The organism is Merdimmobilis hominis (assembly GCF_016901855.1).
In the GTDB taxonomy this organism is placed as follows: domain Bacteria; phylum Bacillota; class Clostridia; order Oscillospirales; family Ruminococcaceae; genus Paludihabitans.
The window spans coordinates 78,296-97,735 of record NZ_JACJKY010000002.1 but is presented as its reverse complement, the minus strand read 5'-3'; the positions used below and the strand labels follow the sequence as shown (position 1 = coordinate 97,735).

17 protein-coding genes are annotated in these 19,440 nt (G+C 49.2%); 6 read left to right on the top strand and 11 right to left on the bottom strand.

Annotation, left to right across the window (positions count from 1 at the left end):
• Positions 1–8 precede the first annotated feature (8 nt).
• The 3 genes from H6A12_RS01800 to H6A12_RS01790 form a co-directional block, all read right to left on the bottom strand.
• On the bottom strand, positions 9–1,130 hold the full coding sequence (locus H6A12_RS01800; RefSeq protein WP_204444189.1) for an NAD/NADP-dependent octopine/nopaline dehydrogenase family protein: 1,122 nt from the start codon (positions 1,128–1,130) through the stop codon (positions 9–11).
• Positions 1,131–1,311: 181 nt separating this feature from the next.
• A complete protein-coding gene (locus H6A12_RS01795; RefSeq protein ID WP_204444186.1) occupies positions 1,312–3,384 on the bottom strand; it encodes a glycoside hydrolase family 3 C-terminal domain-containing protein in 2,073 nt (690 codons plus the stop codon).
• 88 nt (positions 3,385–3,472) lie between these two features.
• Entirely contained in the window at positions 3,473–5,353 is a 1,881-nt protein-coding gene (locus H6A12_RS01790) for a beta-N-acetylhexosaminidase (protein ID WP_204444184.1), read from the bottom strand.
• Between the two features lie 501 nt (positions 5,354–5,854).
• On the opposite strand from H6A12_RS01790, the gene H6A12_RS01785 reads away from it, so the two are divergent.
• Positions 5,855–6,079, top strand: coding sequence for a helix-turn-helix domain-containing protein (locus H6A12_RS01785; RefSeq protein ID WP_204444182.1), 225 nt, complete (start codon positions 5,855–5,857; stop codon positions 6,077–6,079).
• Between the two features lie 20 nt (positions 6,080–6,099).
• On the opposite strand, the gene H6A12_RS01780 is transcribed toward H6A12_RS01785, so the two are convergent.
• On the bottom strand, positions 6,100–7,869 hold the full coding sequence (locus H6A12_RS01780; protein ID WP_204444180.1) for an ABC transporter ATP-binding protein: 1,770 nt from the start codon (positions 7,867–7,869) through the stop codon (positions 6,100–6,102).
• Between the two features lie 13 nt (positions 7,870–7,882).
• Positions 7,883–9,634 (bottom strand): ABC transporter ATP-binding protein, encoded by a 1,752-nt coding sequence (locus H6A12_RS01775; RefSeq protein ID WP_204444178.1) that lies wholly within the window; start codon positions 9,632–9,634, stop codon positions 7,883–7,885.
• A gap of 244 nt (positions 9,635–9,878) precedes the next feature.
• Between H6A12_RS01775 and H6A12_RS01770 the strand changes: the two genes are divergently transcribed.
• The 4 genes from H6A12_RS01770 (at position 9,879) to H6A12_RS01755 (ending at position 13,056) form a co-directional block, all read left to right on the top strand.
• Entirely contained in the window at positions 9,879–11,405 is a 1,527-nt protein-coding gene (locus H6A12_RS01770; protein ID WP_204444175.1) for a YifB family Mg chelatase-like AAA ATPase, read from the top strand.
• Between the two features lie 116 nt (positions 11,406–11,521).
• Positions 11,522–11,779: a hypothetical protein gene (locus H6A12_RS01765; RefSeq protein ID WP_204444173.1), complete on the top strand. Its 258-nt coding sequence runs from the start codon at positions 11,522–11,524 to the stop codon at positions 11,777–11,779.
• A 19-nt stretch (positions 11,780–11,798) separates the two neighbouring features.
• On the top strand, positions 11,799–12,287 hold the full coding sequence (locus H6A12_RS01760; protein WP_204444171.1) for an RNA polymerase sigma factor: 489 nt from the start codon (positions 11,799–11,801) through the stop codon (positions 12,285–12,287).
• Entirely contained in the window at positions 12,277–13,056 is a 780-nt protein-coding gene (locus tag H6A12_RS01755; RefSeq protein ID WP_204444169.1) for an anti-sigma-I factor RsgI family protein, read from the top strand. Before H6A12_RS01760 ends, H6A12_RS01755 begins: the two co-directional genes overlap by 11 nt.
• Positions 13,057–13,155: 99 nt before the next feature.
• On the opposite strand, the gene H6A12_RS01750 is transcribed toward H6A12_RS01755, so the two are convergent.
• The 6 genes from H6A12_RS01750 to H6A12_RS01725 form a co-directional block, all read right to left on the bottom strand.
• Positions 13,156–14,856 carry a recombinase family protein gene (locus H6A12_RS01750; RefSeq protein ID WP_204444167.1) on the bottom strand — a complete coding sequence of 567 codons (1,701 nt, stop codon included), beginning with the start codon at positions 14,854–14,856 and terminating at the stop codon, positions 13,156–13,158.
• Positions 14,857–14,943: 87 nt separating this feature from the next.
• Positions 14,944–15,222, bottom strand: a complete 279-nt coding sequence (locus tag H6A12_RS01745) for a hypothetical protein (protein ID WP_204444165.1) — start codon at positions 15,220–15,222, stop codon at positions 14,944–14,946.
• A gap of 9 nt (positions 15,223–15,231) precedes the next feature.
• Complete coding sequence (locus tag H6A12_RS01740) at positions 15,232–16,116, bottom strand: ParB/RepB/Spo0J family partition protein (protein WP_204444163.1); 885 nt, start codon at positions 16,114–16,116, stop codon at positions 15,232–15,234.
• Positions 16,113–17,420 (bottom strand): relaxase/mobilization nuclease domain-containing protein, encoded by a 1,308-nt coding sequence (locus H6A12_RS01735; protein ID WP_204444161.1) that lies wholly within the window; start codon positions 17,418–17,420, stop codon positions 16,113–16,115. The genes H6A12_RS01740 and H6A12_RS01735 overlap by 4 nt, the downstream gene beginning before the upstream one ends.
• A 46-nt stretch (positions 17,421–17,466) precedes the next feature.
• On the bottom strand, positions 17,467–17,769 hold the full coding sequence (locus tag H6A12_RS01730) for a plasmid mobilization protein (RefSeq protein ID WP_204444159.1): 303 nt from the start codon (positions 17,767–17,769) through the stop codon (positions 17,467–17,469).
• A 623-nt stretch (positions 17,770–18,392) separates the two neighbouring features.
• Positions 18,393–19,067, bottom strand: a complete 675-nt coding sequence (locus tag H6A12_RS01725) for a DNA/RNA nuclease SfsA (protein WP_204444157.1) — start codon at positions 19,065–19,067, stop codon at positions 18,393–18,395.
• 164 nt (positions 19,068–19,231) lie between these two features.
• Between H6A12_RS01725 and H6A12_RS01720 the strand changes: the two genes are divergently transcribed.
• Entirely contained in the window at positions 19,232–19,438 is a 207-nt protein-coding gene (locus H6A12_RS01720) for a helix-turn-helix domain-containing protein (protein ID WP_204444156.1), read from the top strand.
• The last annotated feature ends 2 nt before the right edge of the window (positions 19,439–19,440 follow it).

The window sequence follows — 19,440 nt, the reverse complement described above, 5'->3', positions numbered from 1 at the left end:
CCCTTTCTTCATACGATACTGGTCTGATAAAATGCATATAAATCATCTGCGCTCACAAGAGAAAACCGCTGGGGAATTGCAGTTTGTTTGCAGTCTACGCCGCACAGTATGCCGTCTTTTAAATAATGCACACCGGCGATTGATTCATACCATGAGAGGATTTTATCCATATGCGGCGTTTTGACGCCGGCAATTTCACCGAAGCCGCGCAGAATGCAAAGGCCAAACGGAAAATCCTCTGTAAAATAGCGCGACGAAAGATCCACCCTATAGCCGCCGTCTGCGGGCTTCATCGGCGATCCGATGCCGCGGAATGAACGGATGCTGCGGATTTTTTGTGTGAGAAGCGCCGGCGTTTTTGATTCATAGTGAACAGGAAGCGGAATGACACCGCTTAAATCAAAATCGGAGAGCGCACGGCAGATCGATTGCAGTTCACTGTCGCATGCAAACAGCAATTCGGACGAAGCGTCGTCCCATTCTTCATAAAACAGGATGTTATGGTCATACAGCGCATCAATCGGACGGTTTGCATACATCGCATACAGCCTTGAGGTGTGAAGAATCGGATTTGACGGCGTGAAGGTGATTGAGAGATAATTTTTCATCACGGTGCAGTCAATCGACAGCAGCTCTTTGATAACCGCGCACAGTGATGACGCCCGGCTTGCAGGAAATGCGGCAATGCGCACGGATGCTTTTTTCTGTGCACGTACATGCGCGCCGTATTCAATCAGCCGGCTGATAAACGGCACACGTTCAAACCCAAAGAACGTGCCGCCTGCTTCGATAAAAGAACGGCAAAAAAATTCCGCTCCCCCTGTCCCCGGGACAACGCCGACTGCCGTTTCCTTTTTGAGATACGGCGCAATTTGTGCAAAGCTTTGCGGGAAAACAGAAGATGGAACGGTGAAAAAGACAATCTGTGCATCTGCTGCGATTTTCGGGTCATCTGTGATGCGGACGCCGGAAACCGCTGTTTGGATGTCTGTATCGAGATCCGTCATGACCAGTGTGGGTTGAAATTTGGATGGTTTGGATGTCATGATTGTGACAGCTGCACCGTTTTTGGCCATTTGCACCGCCATTGCAGTTCCGATGTTTCCGCCTCCGACAATCGTTATATTCATAGATCAGGCTCCATTCCATTCGGGAAATCAATCAATATTTTTTTCTAACGACACACAATCTGATTTTATTTATTATATTCTTTTTTGACCGTACTGTCAATTCGATCACGCGAAAAACGCCCGAATGAAGCCGTTTTCCTGCTCCATCCGGGCGTTTTTTGTATAAAGTGCAATCAAAAAATTACATGCCAAACGATGCGTTTGCGTATGGCAGCGCGTGGAAGGTGATGTGCTCAGGCAGATAGCGGCTGCCGTCTTTGTCGGTGAGCAGAATAAACGTCGGCTCGACCTCGAGCGTGACGGTTTTTGTTTCGCCTGCCTCCAAAGCAACGCGGTCAAATGCGCACAGCTTGCAGTTTGGCGTGATGTAACGCTCTTTGCCGTATGTCGCATAGATTTCGACAACCGTTTCGCCTGCTTTGTCGCCGGTGTTTGTCACATCGACTTCGAGCGTATAGCGGCCCGGTTCGTCGTTTGCAGTCACACGCGGTGCACCAAACGAGAATGTCGTGTAGGAAAGACCGAAGCCGAACGGATAGAGCGCGTCATTCTTCATATAGCGGTAGGTGCGGCCCTCCATCGAGTAATCGGTGAATGCCGGCAGTTCGTCGAGCGAACGGTAGAATGTGACCGGTGTTTTGCCGCTCGGGTTGCGCACGCCGAATAAAAGATCAGCGATTGCGTCGCCGCCCATAACGCCCGGATACCATGCAAACAGAATCGCATTCATGATTTCGCTTGCGCGGTTTAAGTCAAGCGCACCGCCTGCAAACGGCACAAGAACCGTCGGTTTGCCGAGTGCGGCGATTTTCTCCATGAGTTCCGGCTGAAGTCCCGGGAATGCGCCCGATTTGTCGCCTGCGCCGTATTCGTTGTTTGCGTCGCCCTCTTCGCCTTCAATCGACGGGTCAAGACCCATGCACAGAATGACTGCGTCTGCCGCTTCTGCAACAGTGAGCGCCTCTGCGAAGTTATCGCGCGGACCGGCACAGCTCTCGTCGGTCAGTGCACACAGCGGACAGCCTGCCGCATACAGCACGCGTACGTCATCGCCGCAGACACGTTTTACGCCGTCAAGCACGGTGCGGTAGTCGCCGGAACGGCCGTTGTAGTTGCCTTCGAGGACTTTCGTGCTGATTGCATTCGGGCCGATGACTGCAACGGTTTTGAGTGTATTTTTATCGAGCGGCAGAACACCGTCGTTTTTGAGCAGAACGGCGCTGCGGACTGCTGCTTCGTAGGAGAGTTTGCGGTGTGCGTCGCATTCGACGAGCGAGTAATCGGTTTCTTTGTTGTAGCTGCACTCCGGATCGAACATGCCGAGTTTATAGCGGATTGCCATCAAACAGGTGACTGCGCGGTCGATGTCCTCTTCTGTGACGCGCCCTTCGTTGTATGCCTGCAATACGTGCAGGTAAACCTGTCCGCAGTTTAAGTCACAGCCGGCTTTTAATGCAAGTGCCGCCGACTCGATTGCCGTGTGGGTCACGAGGCAGAACATGTGCATGTCAGCCAGTGCACCGCAGTCGGAAACGAAATAGCCGGTGAATCCCCATTCTTTGCGGAGTTTTTCTTCAATCATCGGGTGTGCGCACGACGGAATGCCGTTGATCATGTTATATGCACCCATGACCGACTGGACGTCGGCTTCCTCGACGCACCATTTGAATGCCGGGAGATAGGTGTCGTTTAAATCAAAGTCATTGACAACACTGTCGAATCCGTGGCGGCCGCCCTCCGGTCCGCTGTGTACAGCAAAGTGTTTTGCACAAGCTGCCGCATGCAGATAGCGGTCGTCATCGCCCTCCTGCAGCGATTTAATGTATTCCTCGCCGCACACACTGGTGAGTACCGGATCTTCGCCGTAGGTTTCCTGTCCTCTGCCCCAGCGCGGATCGCGGTAGATGTTGATGTTCGGGCTCCAGAAGGTCAGACCTTTGTAAATGGAGCGGTCGCCTTTTGCAGCTGCGGCATTGTATTTGATGCGGCCCTCGAGTGCGGTGATGCGGCCGCAGTCACGCAGTGCCTCGCGCGAAAAGGTTGCGGCGAGTGCGATCGACTGCGGGAAAATGGTTGCGATGCCGGCACGTGCCACGCCGTGCAGACCTTCGTTCCACCAGTGATATGCCGGAATGCCCAGCCGCTCGATTGCCGGTGCTTCCGAGCAGAGCTGAGAGGTTTTTTCCTCGATTGTCATCTTGGAAACGAGCTCTTTTGCTTTTTGTAAGTACAGTTCATGCAGTTCCTGTTTCATGAGAAATGCTCCTTTTTTTCAATATGTGTCCGCACACGGGCGGCAACACAAACCGGCGGAATTCGCCGGTTTGTAATTTTTAATTTTTTTAATACTGGGTGTTGACGTTTGGCGTCGAGATGTAGTTCCAGAAGTTGCAGTCGACGTTTACATCCTTGTCCTCACCCGGGGTGCGGCAGTCGAACGGCAGACGCTCGATTTCTAATTCCTCGATGCGGTCGATATCGCCTGCAAGATATGCGTTTACCGTGTCTTTTGCCGTGACAATGCGCTGTTTTAAGCCGCCGATGCGGAGGTCCTGCACATCGAAGCCGCCCGGACGGTTCTCGTTGTACCACTGGGTGCGGAATGCGTGATAGAACGATTCAATGCGGCAAAGAAGCTCGTCAAATTCCTCGTTTGCCATTTTTGCAAGTGCTTCACGGTCATTCTTGTCATATGCGGCTTTTAAGCGGATGCCGATGTCGCATTTGACTTCGAGCACATGCGCGAGTTTTGCGAGGGTATCGAACACATACGAAACCGGCAGATCGCGCGAAGCCAATGCGGCGAGCGTGCGCTCACACTGCGCAAAGTGTGCCGGGAACGTTTCGTTTACATGGCAGTCGAACAGTCCCATGAGCACATCCTGGAAGAACAGGTATTTGCCCGGGTTTGTGTGCGGTACGATCGGTTCCACTTTGGTGGTGCGGTTGATGTCGCACATTTTTAAGAACTCCTCGGTGGTATAGCCGGTCATTGCCAAAACGGCATTGTTCACGCGTGCGTCGACATCGTCTGTGCCGTAGCTTTCCTCTGCGAACAGCGAAAGCACCGGCAGAATCGAATAGATCGAAGCCTCGCCGCCGTTATCTCCCCACTCGGTTGCAAATACGGTGTCGATGCCGTTTGCGCGGCACGCGTCGAGGGCGAGTTTTGTGACGTTCATGCTGTGATCGGTCGACGGAACGATACTGCTCCATTTCCAAGCGCCGCCTGCAAATGCGATCTTGTTGTCGAATTGTAAATGGCTCTTAATGCGTTTGTCATACAGATCATACGAGGTCGAGTAGTAGTCCCAGTAAACCAGGGTGACGTCTTTCGGCACGAGGTCGAGCAGGTTCTGGTCGAGCTCGCCGTCTGCGTACAGGCCGCCGAACATGAGGTTAAAGAACATGTCGCTCCAGATCATCGGTTTTAAATCGTATTTTTTGCAGATGTCGAGCACACGGCGCAGATGGTTGCACATCAGCTCGAAATGCGGTTTGTAGCCGTGTTTGTTCAAGTACTGGCCGCGGCCTAAGTAATATGCCTCGTCCATGCCGATGTGGAACACAGCGGTGTCGACGCAGTCGTGCCACGAACGGATGACGTCTTCAATGAGCGTGTATGTTTTCTCCTCCTCCACGAGCAATGTGTCGCCTGCGTCGCAGATGTCGCGGTGGCATGCCCAGCGGAGTGTCTGTGCTAAATGTGCAAGTGTCTGAATGCACGGAACGATTGTCACGCCGAACTGTTTTGCAAAATCATTTAATTCGCGGACGTCTTTTTTCGTGTAGCCCATGCGCATATAGCCGAAATACGGATGCTCCGGCACTTCGAATGTCTCTTCGTTATAAAGCAGGATGTTGTCGAGTCCCATGAGTGCGGAGTACATGATGACTTCTTTGGCTGTTTTCATATTTAACACAGCGTTGCGGGAGTTGTCGATCATGTGGCCGTTAAACGCAAACTGAGCTTTTTCATGGAGCGAAACGGTGTCGTCTGCTTCATGCTCCATGAGAGTTAAAATACCGCGGAAAAATTCGCACGGTTTTTCGAACACGATGTGCGCGTGTCCGTCTTGTTTCATAACAGTCATGCCATCATTTCCGGCTTCGCACGAAAGGGTCAGCCCGTCGTCTGCAAGGCGCACCGGAACGATTGCGGAAAGCAATTCAATCTGCGGTGCATATTGGGATGATGAGGCATCAAGTTTTAAAGTAAGCATTGGTCTTCTTCCTCCAAAAAATCGGTGTGATTTTCACACAATCTCTGCCTTTATTATACGGGCGGGATTTTAAAAAGTAAAGAGGAAATGAAGATGAATTTTTCGCAATTATTGCGCTACTTTTTTGAAGTGGTTTCAGAACAAACAGACTGTTTGTTGCGGTACTTTGAAAATATTTTTCTAAAAGGCCATGATATGAGTTTTAAGAGTAAAAATATAATTCGCCATATAATATACACAGGAATAATAATGAATCGAAATTTGCGTAAATAATAATATTTTCGCTCCATCACAAGAACGTGTTTCCATTCACCACATCCTTCGCATAAATCCAATGATTTTGAAATAATATATTTGCGTGGCGGGTCGTTTCTGTTGTTTATTTTATTCCAACATTCCAGACAAAAGGAAGCCATAAGAATCACCTCAAATATATAATAGGTCAATTTCACCCTAATTTCAATAGGGGAATTTGCCATACTCTAAAATGGGTGAAGCAATATGAACCGAATCCGCGCACTGCGCAAAGAAAAGGGATATACGCAGTTAAAAATCCAGATGATGACCGGTATTGACCAAAGCGACTATTCAAAAATCGAAACCGGCAGACGGTATCTGACATTCGAGCAATGCCGAAAACTTGCAGTCGCACTCGAAACGAGCATGGACTATCTTGCGGGACTGACCGACGAAAAACAGCCGTATCCAAGAAAAAAAGAGGACTGAAATTTCAGTCCTCTTTTTTGTTATCCTTCGATCTGTGCGGTGTACAGATGATAATAAAGTCCTTTCTTTGCCATCAGCTCGTCGTGACTGCCGCTCTCGGCAATGCCCTTGTTGCTGATATACAAAATACGGTCGCAGTTTTTGATCGTGGACAACCGGTGCGCGATAATGAACGACGTCCGTCCTTTTAAGAGCGCATTCAAGCCCTCCTGCAACAGCCGCTCGGTCTGTGCGTCGATCGAGGAGGTTGCCTCGTCGAGAATCAGAATCCGCGGATTCGAAAGCAGTGTGCGTGCAAACGCAATCAGCTGTTTTTGTCCCTGCGAAAGCCGCGAGCCGCGCTCGTTGACTTCGGTGTGGTAGCCTTTTTCCATCGCCATGATGAAGTCGTGCGCACGAACCGTTTTTGCCGCCGCGATGACTTCTTCGTCGGTTGCGTCAAGCCGGCCGTAGCGGATGTTGTCGAGAATCGTGCCCGAGAAAATGAAGCTGTCCTGGAGCATGATGCCCATCTGCGACCGGAGCGAATGGAGCGTTACACGCGACACATCGTGGCCGTCGAGCGTTACAGCGCCGCCGGTGACGTTATAAAACCGCGAAATGAGGTTGACTACCGTTGTTTTGCCGGCGCCGGTCGGGCCGACGAGTGCAATCGACTCGCCTGCACGCACATGCAGATCCATGTGCTCTAGAATATTGATCTCGCCGTCATATGAGAAGGTTACGTCGTTAAAGTCGACTCGTCCCTCAATCGGCGGGAGCGCGCCGGCATCCGGCGCATCGTCGATGGTGACCGGCTCGTCGATCATCTCGAAAATACGCTCGAGGTATGCGACGGCGTTGATAAACGTGTTATACAGGTTCGAAAGCTGTAAAATCGGCTGCCAGAACCGCCATGCATACGAGGAAATTGCAATGAGCGTACCGATTTTCACGGCAGGACCTAACATAAACAAGCCGATCAGGTACATCGCCGCAATGACGATGGTCGAGATGTTGTCGACCGAATACCATACAAGGTTTGAGGTAAACTGCGCTTTCATCCAGCTTTTGACGTATTTGCGGTTTAATTTGTCGTAGATTTCGGCGTTTTCATCCTCGCGGACAAATGCCTGTGTGATTTTTGCACCGTCCAAACTCTCGTGCAGGTAGGCGTTTAAGTTCGAGCCTTTGTTCGACACATCCTGCCAAGCACGGCGCTGTGCCGGTTTTAAGAAGAACACGACCACCACGAATACCGGAATGCCTGCCATGACGATGAGGCTTAACCGCACATCGCATAAAAGCATGAACACAGCAATCAGAATGAGGTTGAACGTTTCTAAGATGAAGTTGATGATGCCGTTTGAGAGCGCGTCCGACACGTTGTTGACGTAGTTGATGACACGGGTCAGAATCTTGCCGTGCGGACGGTCGTCGTAAAACTGAAACGGCAGCTTTTGTAAGTGTGCAAACAAATCCTTGCGGATATCATAGATGATTTCCTGGCCGACGATTGTCATGTATTTCGAGCGAATCCAGCCGAACAGAATACTGAGTGCAATCGAAATCGCCATTGCGACAGCGAGCCAGACAAGCAGCATATAGTCCTTGTTCGGGACAGCTACATCGATCGCCGTGCTTATAAGCAGCGGGCCCACAAGCGCGCAGACCGCCGAAATCGCAGAGTAAACAAGCGACAGGATCATTTTTTTGCTGTGGCGTTTGACATACACGCCGGCACGCAGTAAATGTTTTACGTTAAATGGGGTTTCGAGTGTTTCGTCGACGTCAAATCGGTTTCTTGCCATGATGATTCCCCCTTTATTCCGTCATGCCGTTTTGGAGCAGGTATACTTCGCGGTAATAGCCGGGCTGCTCCTTTAATTCGTCGTGTGTGCCGTACTGCACAATGCGGCCGCCGTCCAAAATGACGATTTTGTCCGCTCGTTTGGTGGTGGAAATACGCTGTGCAATGAAAATCTTTGTGCAGGGGAAATCGAGCGAATCGAGTGCGTTTTGGATTTCTTTTTCGGTTTCCAGATCGACTGCCGAGGTGGTATCGTCGAGAATGAGGATCGACGGACGCACCGCGAGCGCACGCGCGAGTGCAATACGCTGTTTCTGACCGCCCGAAAGACCGGTGCCGCGTTCGCCGATCAGCGTATCAAAGCCGTCGGTGAGCTTTTCGGCAAAATCAACGGATGCCATTTTTGCATATCGTTTGACTTCCTCCTCCGAAAGCGTCGAATCACCGTACGCAATGTTGCCGTCCACGGTGTCGGAGAACAAGAAGACATCCTGTGTTGCAATGCCGATGCTTCTGCGCAGGTCGTGAAGCGGCATCATGCCGACCGGTGTGTCGTCTACAAGGACTTTGCCTTCGGTGGCGTCAAAAAACCGCGGGATTAAGTTAATAAGCGATGTTTTGCCCGAGCCGGTCGGTCCCATGATGGCAACCGTTTCGCCCGGATTGATGGTCAAATCAATGTCCGAAAGCACCTGTGTGCCGTCTAACTTTAAGCCGGCGTGGGAGAAGGTTACTTTGCCTTTTACGCGGCCTAAAACCGGTGTGGCATCCGTACGGGTGATGATCGTCGAACGGGCATAATAAAGCTCAATGATTTTGCTTGCGCTCGCAAAGAAACGCTGCAGGTCGTTGATGTGCATGCCGAGCATGCGCATCGGGTTTGTGAGCGTCCAGGAAAGCGAGTTAAACAGCGTAAAGGTACCGATGGAAATGCGGCCGGTAATCAGGAAAATACCGCCCACCAGCAGCACGGAAACGGCAAGCGACTGCGACAGCGCATCTAAGATCGGGCTGTAGCGAAGCCAAGTCATCGTTGCGGCAAGATTTGCTTTTTTAAACGCTTCGTTTTTTTGGTCAAACTGTTCGTTTTCGTAATCTTCGCGTGCAAACGCTTTGACGACACGGTTGCCGGAGATGTTTTCCTGTGCGCCGGTGTTCATTTGCGAAAGCCGTTCACGCAGATCGACGTACATCGGGCCGATGCGCTTTGCAAAGCGTTTTGTGATGAGGAAAATAAACGGTGTGACCGCCAACAGCGTCAATGCAAACAGCCAGTCGGCAATCAAAAAGCAGATTGTCGTTGTCAAAAAGAGCACGATGCACTCTAAAAGCTGGCGGATGACCCAGCAGACCGTGTGACGGATCATGTCCATATCGCCGGTCAAGCGTGTCATTAAGTCGCCGGTGCGGTTTTTGCTGTAAAACCGCATATCCTGCTCCTGCATGTTTTTGTAAAGATCGCGGCGCAGACGATATGTCAGCTGCTGGGAGCAGTGCTCATAGGTCATGACGACGCCGTATGTAAATGACGTACGCAAAAGCGTAAAGCCCACAAGTAAAATGAGCCAGAAAATGAGCGTCTTAACAAGCTGCTCTGTGACCGGCGTGCCCGATTGAATCGGGTTAAAGACCGTGTCCATGATCTGTGCGGTAATGAGAGAGCCCATAAGCTGTGACGCTGCAATCAGCACCGAGCCGAACAGCGCAAAGATATAGCGCCCGTGATAGCCTTCCATGCGCGCCCAGACCCATCGAAGCTGAAACATAAAATCCCCTCGTTTCTTTTGTCTGGTATAACGATTGTAAAAAAAGAAAATGTCAGTGTCATTATAGCCGAACAAATGAAAAAGTAAAGAGGAAAACCCGTTTTCGGAACGAAAATTATGCATAAACTTCAATGCGTTTTTTTGGTTATTTTTTTTAAAAACAAAAACGCCAAAGGAAAATGTTGTTTCTTTTTTAAAAATCGAGTATACTCAAAAGAAACGGGGAAAACGAGGGGACGTTTGCATGAACAGTGTAAAAAGTGCGGGACTTTTCGGATTGGCGGGCTATCTTGTGGAGGTGGAAACCGATTTTGCGCCGGGGCTGCCGCGGTTTGATATTGTCGGACTGCCGGATACCGCTGTGCGGGAAAGCCGCGACCGTGTGTGTGCGGCACTCAAAAACTGCGGCTATACCCTGCCGGCGGCAAAAATTACGGTCAACTTGGCGCCTGCCGACTTAAAAAAAGCGGGACCTGTGTATGATCTGCCGATTTTTCTGTCGCTTCTTTTATCGAGCGGACAGCTTGCTTTAAATTTATCGAAATGCATGTTTGTCGGCGAGCTTTCGCTGTCGGGTGCGCTGCGTCCGGTTGTGGGTGTTTTGCCGATGGTGCTGAGTGCGCGCGGCGCGGGATGCAAGGCGGTGTTTGTTCCCGAAGAAAACGCAAAGGAAGCCGCTGTTGTACCGGGTATTACCGTCTACGGCGTGCCGCATGTAAAAACATTGCTCGCCTTTTTTGAAGATAAAACGTCACTGTCCCCGACGGCATATGTGTCACCCAAGAATCAGCCCGTGCCGTTTGTGCCGGACTTCTGTGAAGTCAAAGGCCAGCAGGGTGCAAGGCGTGCGCTCGAGATTGCGGCGGCAGGCGGTCATAATGCTTTGATGATCGGCGCACCCGGTGCGGGAAAAAGCATGCTCGCAAAGCGTATCGGCTCGATTTTACCTGACATGACGTTTGAAGAATCGATCGAAACGACAATGATTCATTCGGTGGCGGGACTCATTGACCGCGATGCACCGCTCATTACAGCGCGGCCGTTCCGCTCGCCGCATCATACGATTTCCGCACCGGGACTTTCGGGCGGCGGCTCGATTGTGCGTCCGGGTGAAATTTCGCTTGCACACAACGGCGTTTTATTTTTGGACGAACTGCCCGAGTTTTCGCGCGCCGCCATGGAGGTGCTCCGCCAGCCGGTTGAGGACGGCTGTGTTACGATTTCGCGCGTGTCAGGCACACTCACCTATCCGTGCTCGATGATGGTGATTGCCGCGATGAATCCGTGTCCCTGCGGCTATTACGGCCATCCCACAAAGCAGTGCACCTGTACGCCGAAGCGTGTCGAACAGTATCTTTCGCGCATCTCGGGGCCGCTTTTAGACCGGCTTGACTTGCATATTGACGTGCTTCCGGTGTCGTTTGGGGAGATTTCGTCGAACACACCGGCGGAGTCGAGTGCGGCGATCAAAGCGCGCGTGGACAAGGCGCGTGCCGTTCAGCACGAGCGGTTTCGCGGAACGAATATTTTATCAAATGCAAAAATTCCGCCGGCAAGACTGCAAACCGACTGCCGCATGACCGATGATGCAAAAGCGATGATTCAAAAGGCGTTTGATAAGCTCTCGCTTTCCGCGCGTGCATATGACCGGATTTTAAAAGTGTCGCGTACGATTGCCGATCTGTCCGGCGACGAGGTGATAAATACCCGCCATGTTGCCGAGGCAATCCAGTACCGGAGCCTTGACCGCAAATATTTCGGCAAAAAATAAGTGTCGGCGAATCGGGAAAATATTTTTAAAAAAATTTTTTCATGCATGAATGGATTGTATGATTTCAATCGTATTGTGATTGAGGAAACTCAAAACACAGATGGTTGGAAGAATTTATGATGAAGAAAATAATCATTGGCACATTGATTGCGGCGCTGGCAGCCGTGTGCTGTACGGCAGCGGTATGGGCAGCACCGAATTCCGGCGCAGGCGCAAACTTTGCGGACGAAAACGGCGACGGCGTCTGCGATAACCGTGGAACAGCCGGCACAGGCGCAAATTTTACGGATGAAAACGGCGACGGTGTCTGCGACAACCGGGCGGACACACCGGCACAAAACCGCAGCCAAAACCGATTCAGGCGAAATCAGTGAGAACAGGCAGGTTGATTGAATGCGCAGTGAGGATGAAGTGAATCGTGCAATCGGGCAATATGCCGATATGATCAAACGAATTTGCCTGATTCATCTCAAAAACGACGCCGACACCGAGGATGTGTTCCAGACGGTGTTTTTAAAATATGCGCTCAGCCGGATTGCCTTCGAAAACGAGGCGCACGAAAAAGCATGGCTCATTCGCGTGACAATCAATGCCTGCAAAGACGTGCACAAGAGCTTTTTCCGCACGCACACGGTTTCCATGGATGCATTAAAAGAGATGCAGGACAACAATCCCGCAGTGCAGAACATGGAGGTATTGGAGGCGGTGTTAAAACTGCCGGAAAAATACCGCCGTACAATCTATCTGCATTATTATGAGGGATACACTGCCCCGCAGATCGGCACGATTCTTGGCAAAAACGTGAATACGATTTACACATGGATGCAGCGTGCAAAGCAGATGCTTAGACAGGCGCTTGGAGGTGAGCAGGATGCAAAATGAAATCAAGGCGGCATTTGAATCGGTCCATGCAAACGACGCCATGAAAGCGCGTACGATGCAGTTTGTGTCAGATACGCTTGCGAAAAAGCAAAAACCGTATCGGCGCGTTTTGTTTAACAAATGGGCAGTTGCTGCATATGCATGCCTGCTTTTGTGTGCTGCCACGGCAGGATATGCGCTTTATTTTACACCTTCTTTGGTCATCAGCATGGATATCAATCCCTCCATCGAGCTGCAAATCAACCGGTTCGGCAAGGTGATCGGTACGAATGCGTATAATGAGGACGGCGAAGCGCTCGCACAGTCGGTGTCTTTGCTGCATAAGGATTATAACGAGGCAGTCAAGACGGTTGTGCAGAGTGAATCGATGCAGCAGTATCTGAAAGAGGATGAGTTTTTGTCGATTGCAGTCATTTCGGAGAATGAAGCACAGAGCGACGAGGTTTATGCAGCTGTTTCGCAGTATACGCAGAACAAGGAAAATATCGAATGCTGCAAAGTGAACGAAAGCGATGTAGCGGACGCACATACATTCGGGCTGTCGTACGGAAAATACCGGATGTATCTTGAGGTGCTTGCATACGATCAAACGATCACACCTGAGCAAGTCAAAGGGATGACGATGCGGGAAATCAAAAATCTGCTCGACGAGGAGCAGCAGGACACACAAAGCGGACAGCAGAATGGAAACGGCAGTGCGCAGCAGGGTGCAAACCAGGACGGACAGGGAAACAAACATCAATACGGCCCGGGCGGCAAAAATCAGTAAGAAAAAACAGGACGAAGCAAATGCCAACGCCAGATAAGGAAGTATTTATGTAAGGGGTACGGTGTAACTCAGAAAAATGGGTTACGCCGTACCTTTTTGTTATGCTACAAAGCGGAAGTCCTGTGGGTTTTCCCGTATTTCCTGCATCATAGCAAGGATTTCCTGCTCGGTGGGAATGTCTATCATTCCCGCCGCCGTGAAGTAAATATCCACCTTCACATAACAGTGGCCGCTTGACTTGTCGTTGTTGTGGACTTCAATGCGCTCAATCAGAGAGTTTACAAGTGCCGGGGTAAGCTTTGCAATATCCGTAAGTTCACGAAGCGTTCGGAGCAGCAGCCTTAAATCCGTAACCTTCTGCTTCGCTTCCTGCAAGGTCTTTTGACTGTCGGAAACCTCCCGCATCAGAGCTTTCTGCTCTTTTTCGTAGTTTTGAAGCATTTTGGAAAAGCGTTCATCAGAAAGTATGCCGCTTGCGTTCTGCTCGAACACCTTTTCAATCAGCCTGTCGATTTCGGCAATTCTCTTTGTGCCCTGTTCCACCGTCTGCTCCAGCCTTTTGTGTTCCTTCTGCCGCATGGCGTTTGTTTTCTTCGCCAGCATATACAGAAATACTGTTTCGTGGCACTTCACAAACTCCGATAAACCGCTGATGGCTTCAAACACAATCTTTTCCAGCACAACATCCCGGATATAGTGGATTTTGCAAGTCCCTCTGCCGTCCTTGTAGTTGGAACACCGCCAAAATTCCTGATTGCGTTTCAGGCTCTTTGCGGCGCAGAAATGCAGCTTTGCGCCGCAGTCGGGGCAGTACACCAATCCCGAAAACAGACTTGCTCTGCCTGTGGCGGTCGGTCTGCGGCGGTGTTTGCGAAGCTCCTGCACCCTCAGCCATTGTTCCTCCGAGATAATCGGCTCCTGCATATTCGGGATAACCTGATGTTCCTCCGCCGGTTTGTAAATGGTTTTATGCACCTTGTAGCTGACGGTGGTGGTCTTGAAATTCACCGCACAGCCGGTGTACTGCCTGTTTTCAAGAATACCGACAACGGTTTTCTGGTCCCAACAGTACGGATTAGCCGGTACTTTCTGTGCGTGACTTCTGCCGATAGATTCATAGTAAGCAGAGGGAACAAGGATTTGTTCTTTCTCCAACTGCCTCGCAATCTGCGACGGGCCACGCCCTGCAAGGCAAAGCGCATAGATTTTGCGTACCACTTCGGCGGCGGGCTCGTCAATCAGCCATTTCTCCTTATCATTCGGGTCTTTCCTGTACCCAAACGGAACAGAAGAAGATACCCGTTTGCCGTTATCTGCTTTTGACTGCCATATCGCACGGATTTTCTTGGAGGTCTGCGCCGCATACCACTCGTTGAAAATATTGTGGAACGGCATCATCTCCACGCCATCGCCAGTCAAAGTATCTACTCGCTCCTGTATGGCGATAAAGCGGATACCCAGCGACGGATACACCACCTGCGTCAATCTTCCCATTTCCACCTGTTCACGCCCGAAACGGGATAGGTCTTTCACAATAATGGTGCCGATTTCTCCGTTCTCCGCCATACGCTCCATACGCATAAAATTCGGTCTTTGGAAAGTGGTGCCCGATACGCCGTCATCCACGAAAAACATGGTGTTGGTGTATCCCTCTTTTCGGGCGAAGTCCTGCAAAATCTGCTTTTGATTCGTGATGGAGTTTGATTCCTCGTCCTTGTTGTCATCGTCCACGGAAAGCCTACAGTAAAGCGCCGTGATTTTTTCATCTGCCTGCCCGTTTGGTTTCGTTTCTGTTGTCATCGTTCATTTTCTCCTTTCCGGCAACAGGGCATAGCAAAGGCATATTCATCCTACTATACCCTATTGCCTTTTTCTATTGTGCGATGGTTAAATCAGCTTTTCGGACAGAATCAGTTCCTTGAATTGCTCCATTACGCATTGCCTGCCTTTGGGATTAAAATGCGTGGAGATTTCGTAGGTTGTCCCGCCAATCTTCAGCTTGAAATCGTCCTCCCCGAAGCGGCGCATCCTGCTGTAATCCAGACTGCGTTCTCCGTTTTGAGGCAGCATATAATCCACAAGACAAACCGGCTCGGTTTCGTCGATCGGCTCAGGCGGCAGAGCATATATAACTTCGTTATTCGGGTAAATCTCCGTTTTCTTCATACTGCCACCTTACCTTTCATCACGGCTGTTTCGCTTGCGTTCAAGCCGACGCTGATGTTCATACAGCAGTTTCAGAATGGTATCGGTCATCTGCTTCTGCGTGTAGTTCTTTGGGAAAAACGCCTTCAAATCCTGCACCTTAAAGCTGATACGCTCGGCCTGATTGGCTTTTTCCTCCGCCATAATCTCATAGATGCTGTCCGAGGAAAGCGTACCCTGTTGCGCCGCCTTTTTCATACGGATGCTCTGTGCGTGGGAAGGGGTGCAGTCGTTCAGGCTTATAGCGTCCAGCAGGATGTTCTGCTGTTCTTCGGACAGATAGGAAAGCTCAACGGCGGGGCTGAGGGCAATCACACCCTCGTCTACCTTTTGGAGCAGTTCGGGAACGAGGTGGGTTAAGCGGATATACCGGAACACTTGGTCCCGGCTTTCATTCCGTGCTTTGCCGATTTCAGCGGCGGTGTCCGACTTTGTCGCAAGCTGCGACAAAGTTAAATCCGTCCGCTTGCCCTGCGCTTTCATTGCCTCCATTTTCATTTTGTAGGCAAACGCCTTTTCGCTTGGAAGCATCCGTTCACGGTGGAGATTGCTGTCCACCACCGCAATTATCGCTTCGTTTCGGTCAAGGGGATAGATCAAAGCAGGCACTTCCGTCAGTCCTGCTTTTACGGCGGCGTGCAGCCTGCGGTGTCCGCTGACCACTTCATATTCGTCCGTATTTTCAATCGGGCGGACGATCAGCGGAGAAATAATACCCTGCGCCTTAATGCTTTCTGTAAGACTGTTCATATCTTCATCGTCCAGCACCTGAAAGGGATGTCCCTCAAAGGTGCGGAGCTTATCTGTTCTGATGTTTGCCGCCCTTTTCTTCGGCGGGCTGCTTGTATTTGTCATCGTTCATACCTTCTTTCTTTGTGTTTTATTGCTATGGCAGTTTCCATCTGCCGTTCGGTTTCCAGCAGTTTTTCAAATCTCGGTATCTTTTCGAGAATCGCCCTTGCGGTAGACAGTTCCTTCCGCAAAGGCTTGATTTTTGCGGTAATATCCCTCGCTTCGGCGTTCAGCGTTTCGCTTTTCTTATGGCGGTTGCGGTTATATACCGCTTGCCGCTCCTTTTCCAAAGCGGAGATTTGCACCCGTGTTTCGCTGATAAAAGTAACAAGCTCCTGCGGAGAATCCATCTGCTTCTCACACAGGAATCTGTATTCTTCAAGGGTTTTATCCAGTTTGACAACCTCCCGCCGCATTTCGGGCGAAAGCGGACGGGGAGAGGCGGGAGCGATATTGTTGCCTGTAATCAGCTTGCATAACTCGATAATCAGTTCAAACAATATCTGTATACCGTCCATCTTTTTCATTTTGCGGTATTCAATCTCAAGCAGAAGCAGCGATGTATATTTTGGCTTGTGAAAAGGCACATAGCCGATATACCGCTGATTGCCAAGCAGCCGTTCACGGATGGCGGCAGGGGTGTATTCCTTGCCCAGTCGCTCCAAGCGCACCGCCCTCTGCCAGCTTGGCGCTTTGACGGAATAGTGGGCGAAGCGCCCGTCACGCCGTATCTCATAGCCCATATCTTTGAGGCGTATCTCAAAGGCTTTGAAATTGGTGGACTGGGCAAGCGCAGCGTCAATATCCGCTTTCAAAAGCTCTCTGTGCGACATACCGACGCTCTGCTTCAGCCAGTATTCCTTTTTCTTCCCGCCGTAAAACTCGGCTTCTTTTAGGACGCTTTTTCCGTATTCCAGACATACGGCGTCAGAGATTTCACGGAGCCTGTGATGGTCGGAGATATGGTTTTCGAACTTTCTGCCGGTCTTAAAGGATACGGAGTTTATCACAAAATGGTTATGGAGATTATCGGTATTGAGGTGGGTGGTAACAACAATTTCATATTCCTTGCCCCACATACGCCTTGCGGTTTCCAAGCCGATTTTATGCGCTTCTTCGGGAGTTACTTCGCCGGTCTGAAAGCTCTGATACCCGTGATACGCCACATTGCCGCCTGTTTTGCCGAAGCGCTTTTTTGTTGCCGTCATACGCTCATAGGCTCTTTTTGCATTGCAGTTGATACCGCTGACATACATACACGCATCGGTCTTTTTATCATTGGAAACATACTGCAAGGCGACGTAGAGATCGCTGTCCACATACCTTTTGTCGATGGTTTTATCGGGATTTTCCGCATAGTCTATCACTTCCTTCAGCCTGCTTTTCACAGGCCAGAATCCCGTAGTTGCCACATCATACCACCAACCTTTCCTTTTGCGGTAAGATAAGTTCGACGGTTATCTCATCAATCAAAGCGATAATTTTTTCTTCCGTGTCCGCTGAAATTTTGCCTTCGCATACCACACAGAGTGCGTCCAATTTATCGCTGAAGGAGAAGAACACTTCGGGTAAAACAGCTCTCGGCATATATCCCAAAGCTCGCTGCCTAAGATATTCCGATACGGTCAGACCGCACCTATCAGCGTTGCGCTCAATCAGATTTTTTTCTTTTTCGCTCACACGGATAAACAGGTTTTTGTTCTTTATTTCATTCATACAACATCAATCCTTTCTTTGAATTCGGGGTATTAGGGGCGGCAGCCACTAAAGTGAAATCGGCACTTGCTGCCGATGAAAGCGGAAACTGTCAATACAGTTTCCCTGCTTGTTACGGTATACGACATCTACGCTGTCTTTTTCCCGTGGCGTTTTGCCGGTCTGCCTGAATGTCGTTTTTCTCTCCCTGCCCCGGAGTCTCACCGCAGCGTTGCTGTGCTCGCTCCTATCAAAGGGAGATCATCGCACGGTCATATCCCATCCAGCCGGTCATTCTGTTGTAACCGGCTTTCAGGTAACAAAAAAAGCCGGCACACAAATGCGTACCGACTTCCCGCAAAAGGATAGACCTATCCCTTGCGGTGGTGGCTTCACATTCATGTAACCGGCTTTGAAATTCAAAGTCGAAACTGTCCTTTACGCTTTTCTGATTGCCGACAGTTCAAGGCAATTCAGAAGCGGCGGTATTTTCTCTTAGCATACCGCAGGCATTGTCCGGCTGAAAGCCGTCTCTCTCACTCTAATGTGAAGAATGCTATTCAGTTGTAGCTCTCTTTTGAGAGTATTTTATTATACCTTATAGAACAAGTGTTTGTCAAGATTTTTGTAATAAAACGAGAATTTTATTTAAATGAATATATCAATTTGTTAATGTGAATTTTATATGACTCGTCGAGTGAAATCTTTATGCAAGTTATTTTACCGCCCAATCTTGAAAACTCAGCTAATAATTGGCCGACTCTTTCTGTTGTATCAATTTCTATTTTCTCAATTTGAGGTGCAAACGCCACTATAAAATATTCAGCATTATATCCTTGGGATAATAATGAGCAAATACATTGTAGCTGTTTGATCGCCCTTTGAGTTTTCATATTTGGTATCAGCAACACTTGCTCTGCTGTAATTACACTCTTTACCTCAACCAACGTTTTAGATGTCTTTGAGTAAAAATCGCATTTATAATTCTCAATAACTTGCTCAGGATAAAATAAACCTTTATTTTTGTTTCCAGTTAAGATTGCTTTAATAATGTGATTGGCAAATCCTGTATCAACAATCAAATAATCTTTGTCGTTTCGTATCGCAAATAAAGTATATTTAATTCGTTTGGCTGCTTTGGTCGTTTCTCTTATCAAAATTTCTTTATCATCAAGCGATATTAAACTACTGAGTTTACACGTAATTGGAACATAACACTCAAGGATTTCATCATTATATGAAATTTTGCAAATAAACCTGCTTTTTCCTTCTGACACAAATATAGCTTTATATAGTTTAAAATCAATAATATTCAACATGCAATCTACCTCGTGGTTAAAATTGTATCACAAATACCCAAGTTAATCAATCTCAAACAACCGATAGGCGGGAATTTTTTTCTTTTATATCGCAAAATTATTGCAACCTATCGAGTTCCATGTTATAATTAAAATGGTTATATCTGAAAGCGAGGTTATTCGTTATGGCTGTTTCGTATAATAAACTGTGGAAACTTCTCATTGATAAGAATATGAAAAAAATGCAATTGAAAGAAGCCGCAGGTATTGGTTCTACAACTTTATCAAAACTAAGCAAAAATCAGCCTGTATCAATGGAAGTAATGATGAAACTGTGTGGTGTCTTGGATTGTAATATTGGAGACATTATGGATATTATTGAAAAAGAATAGAA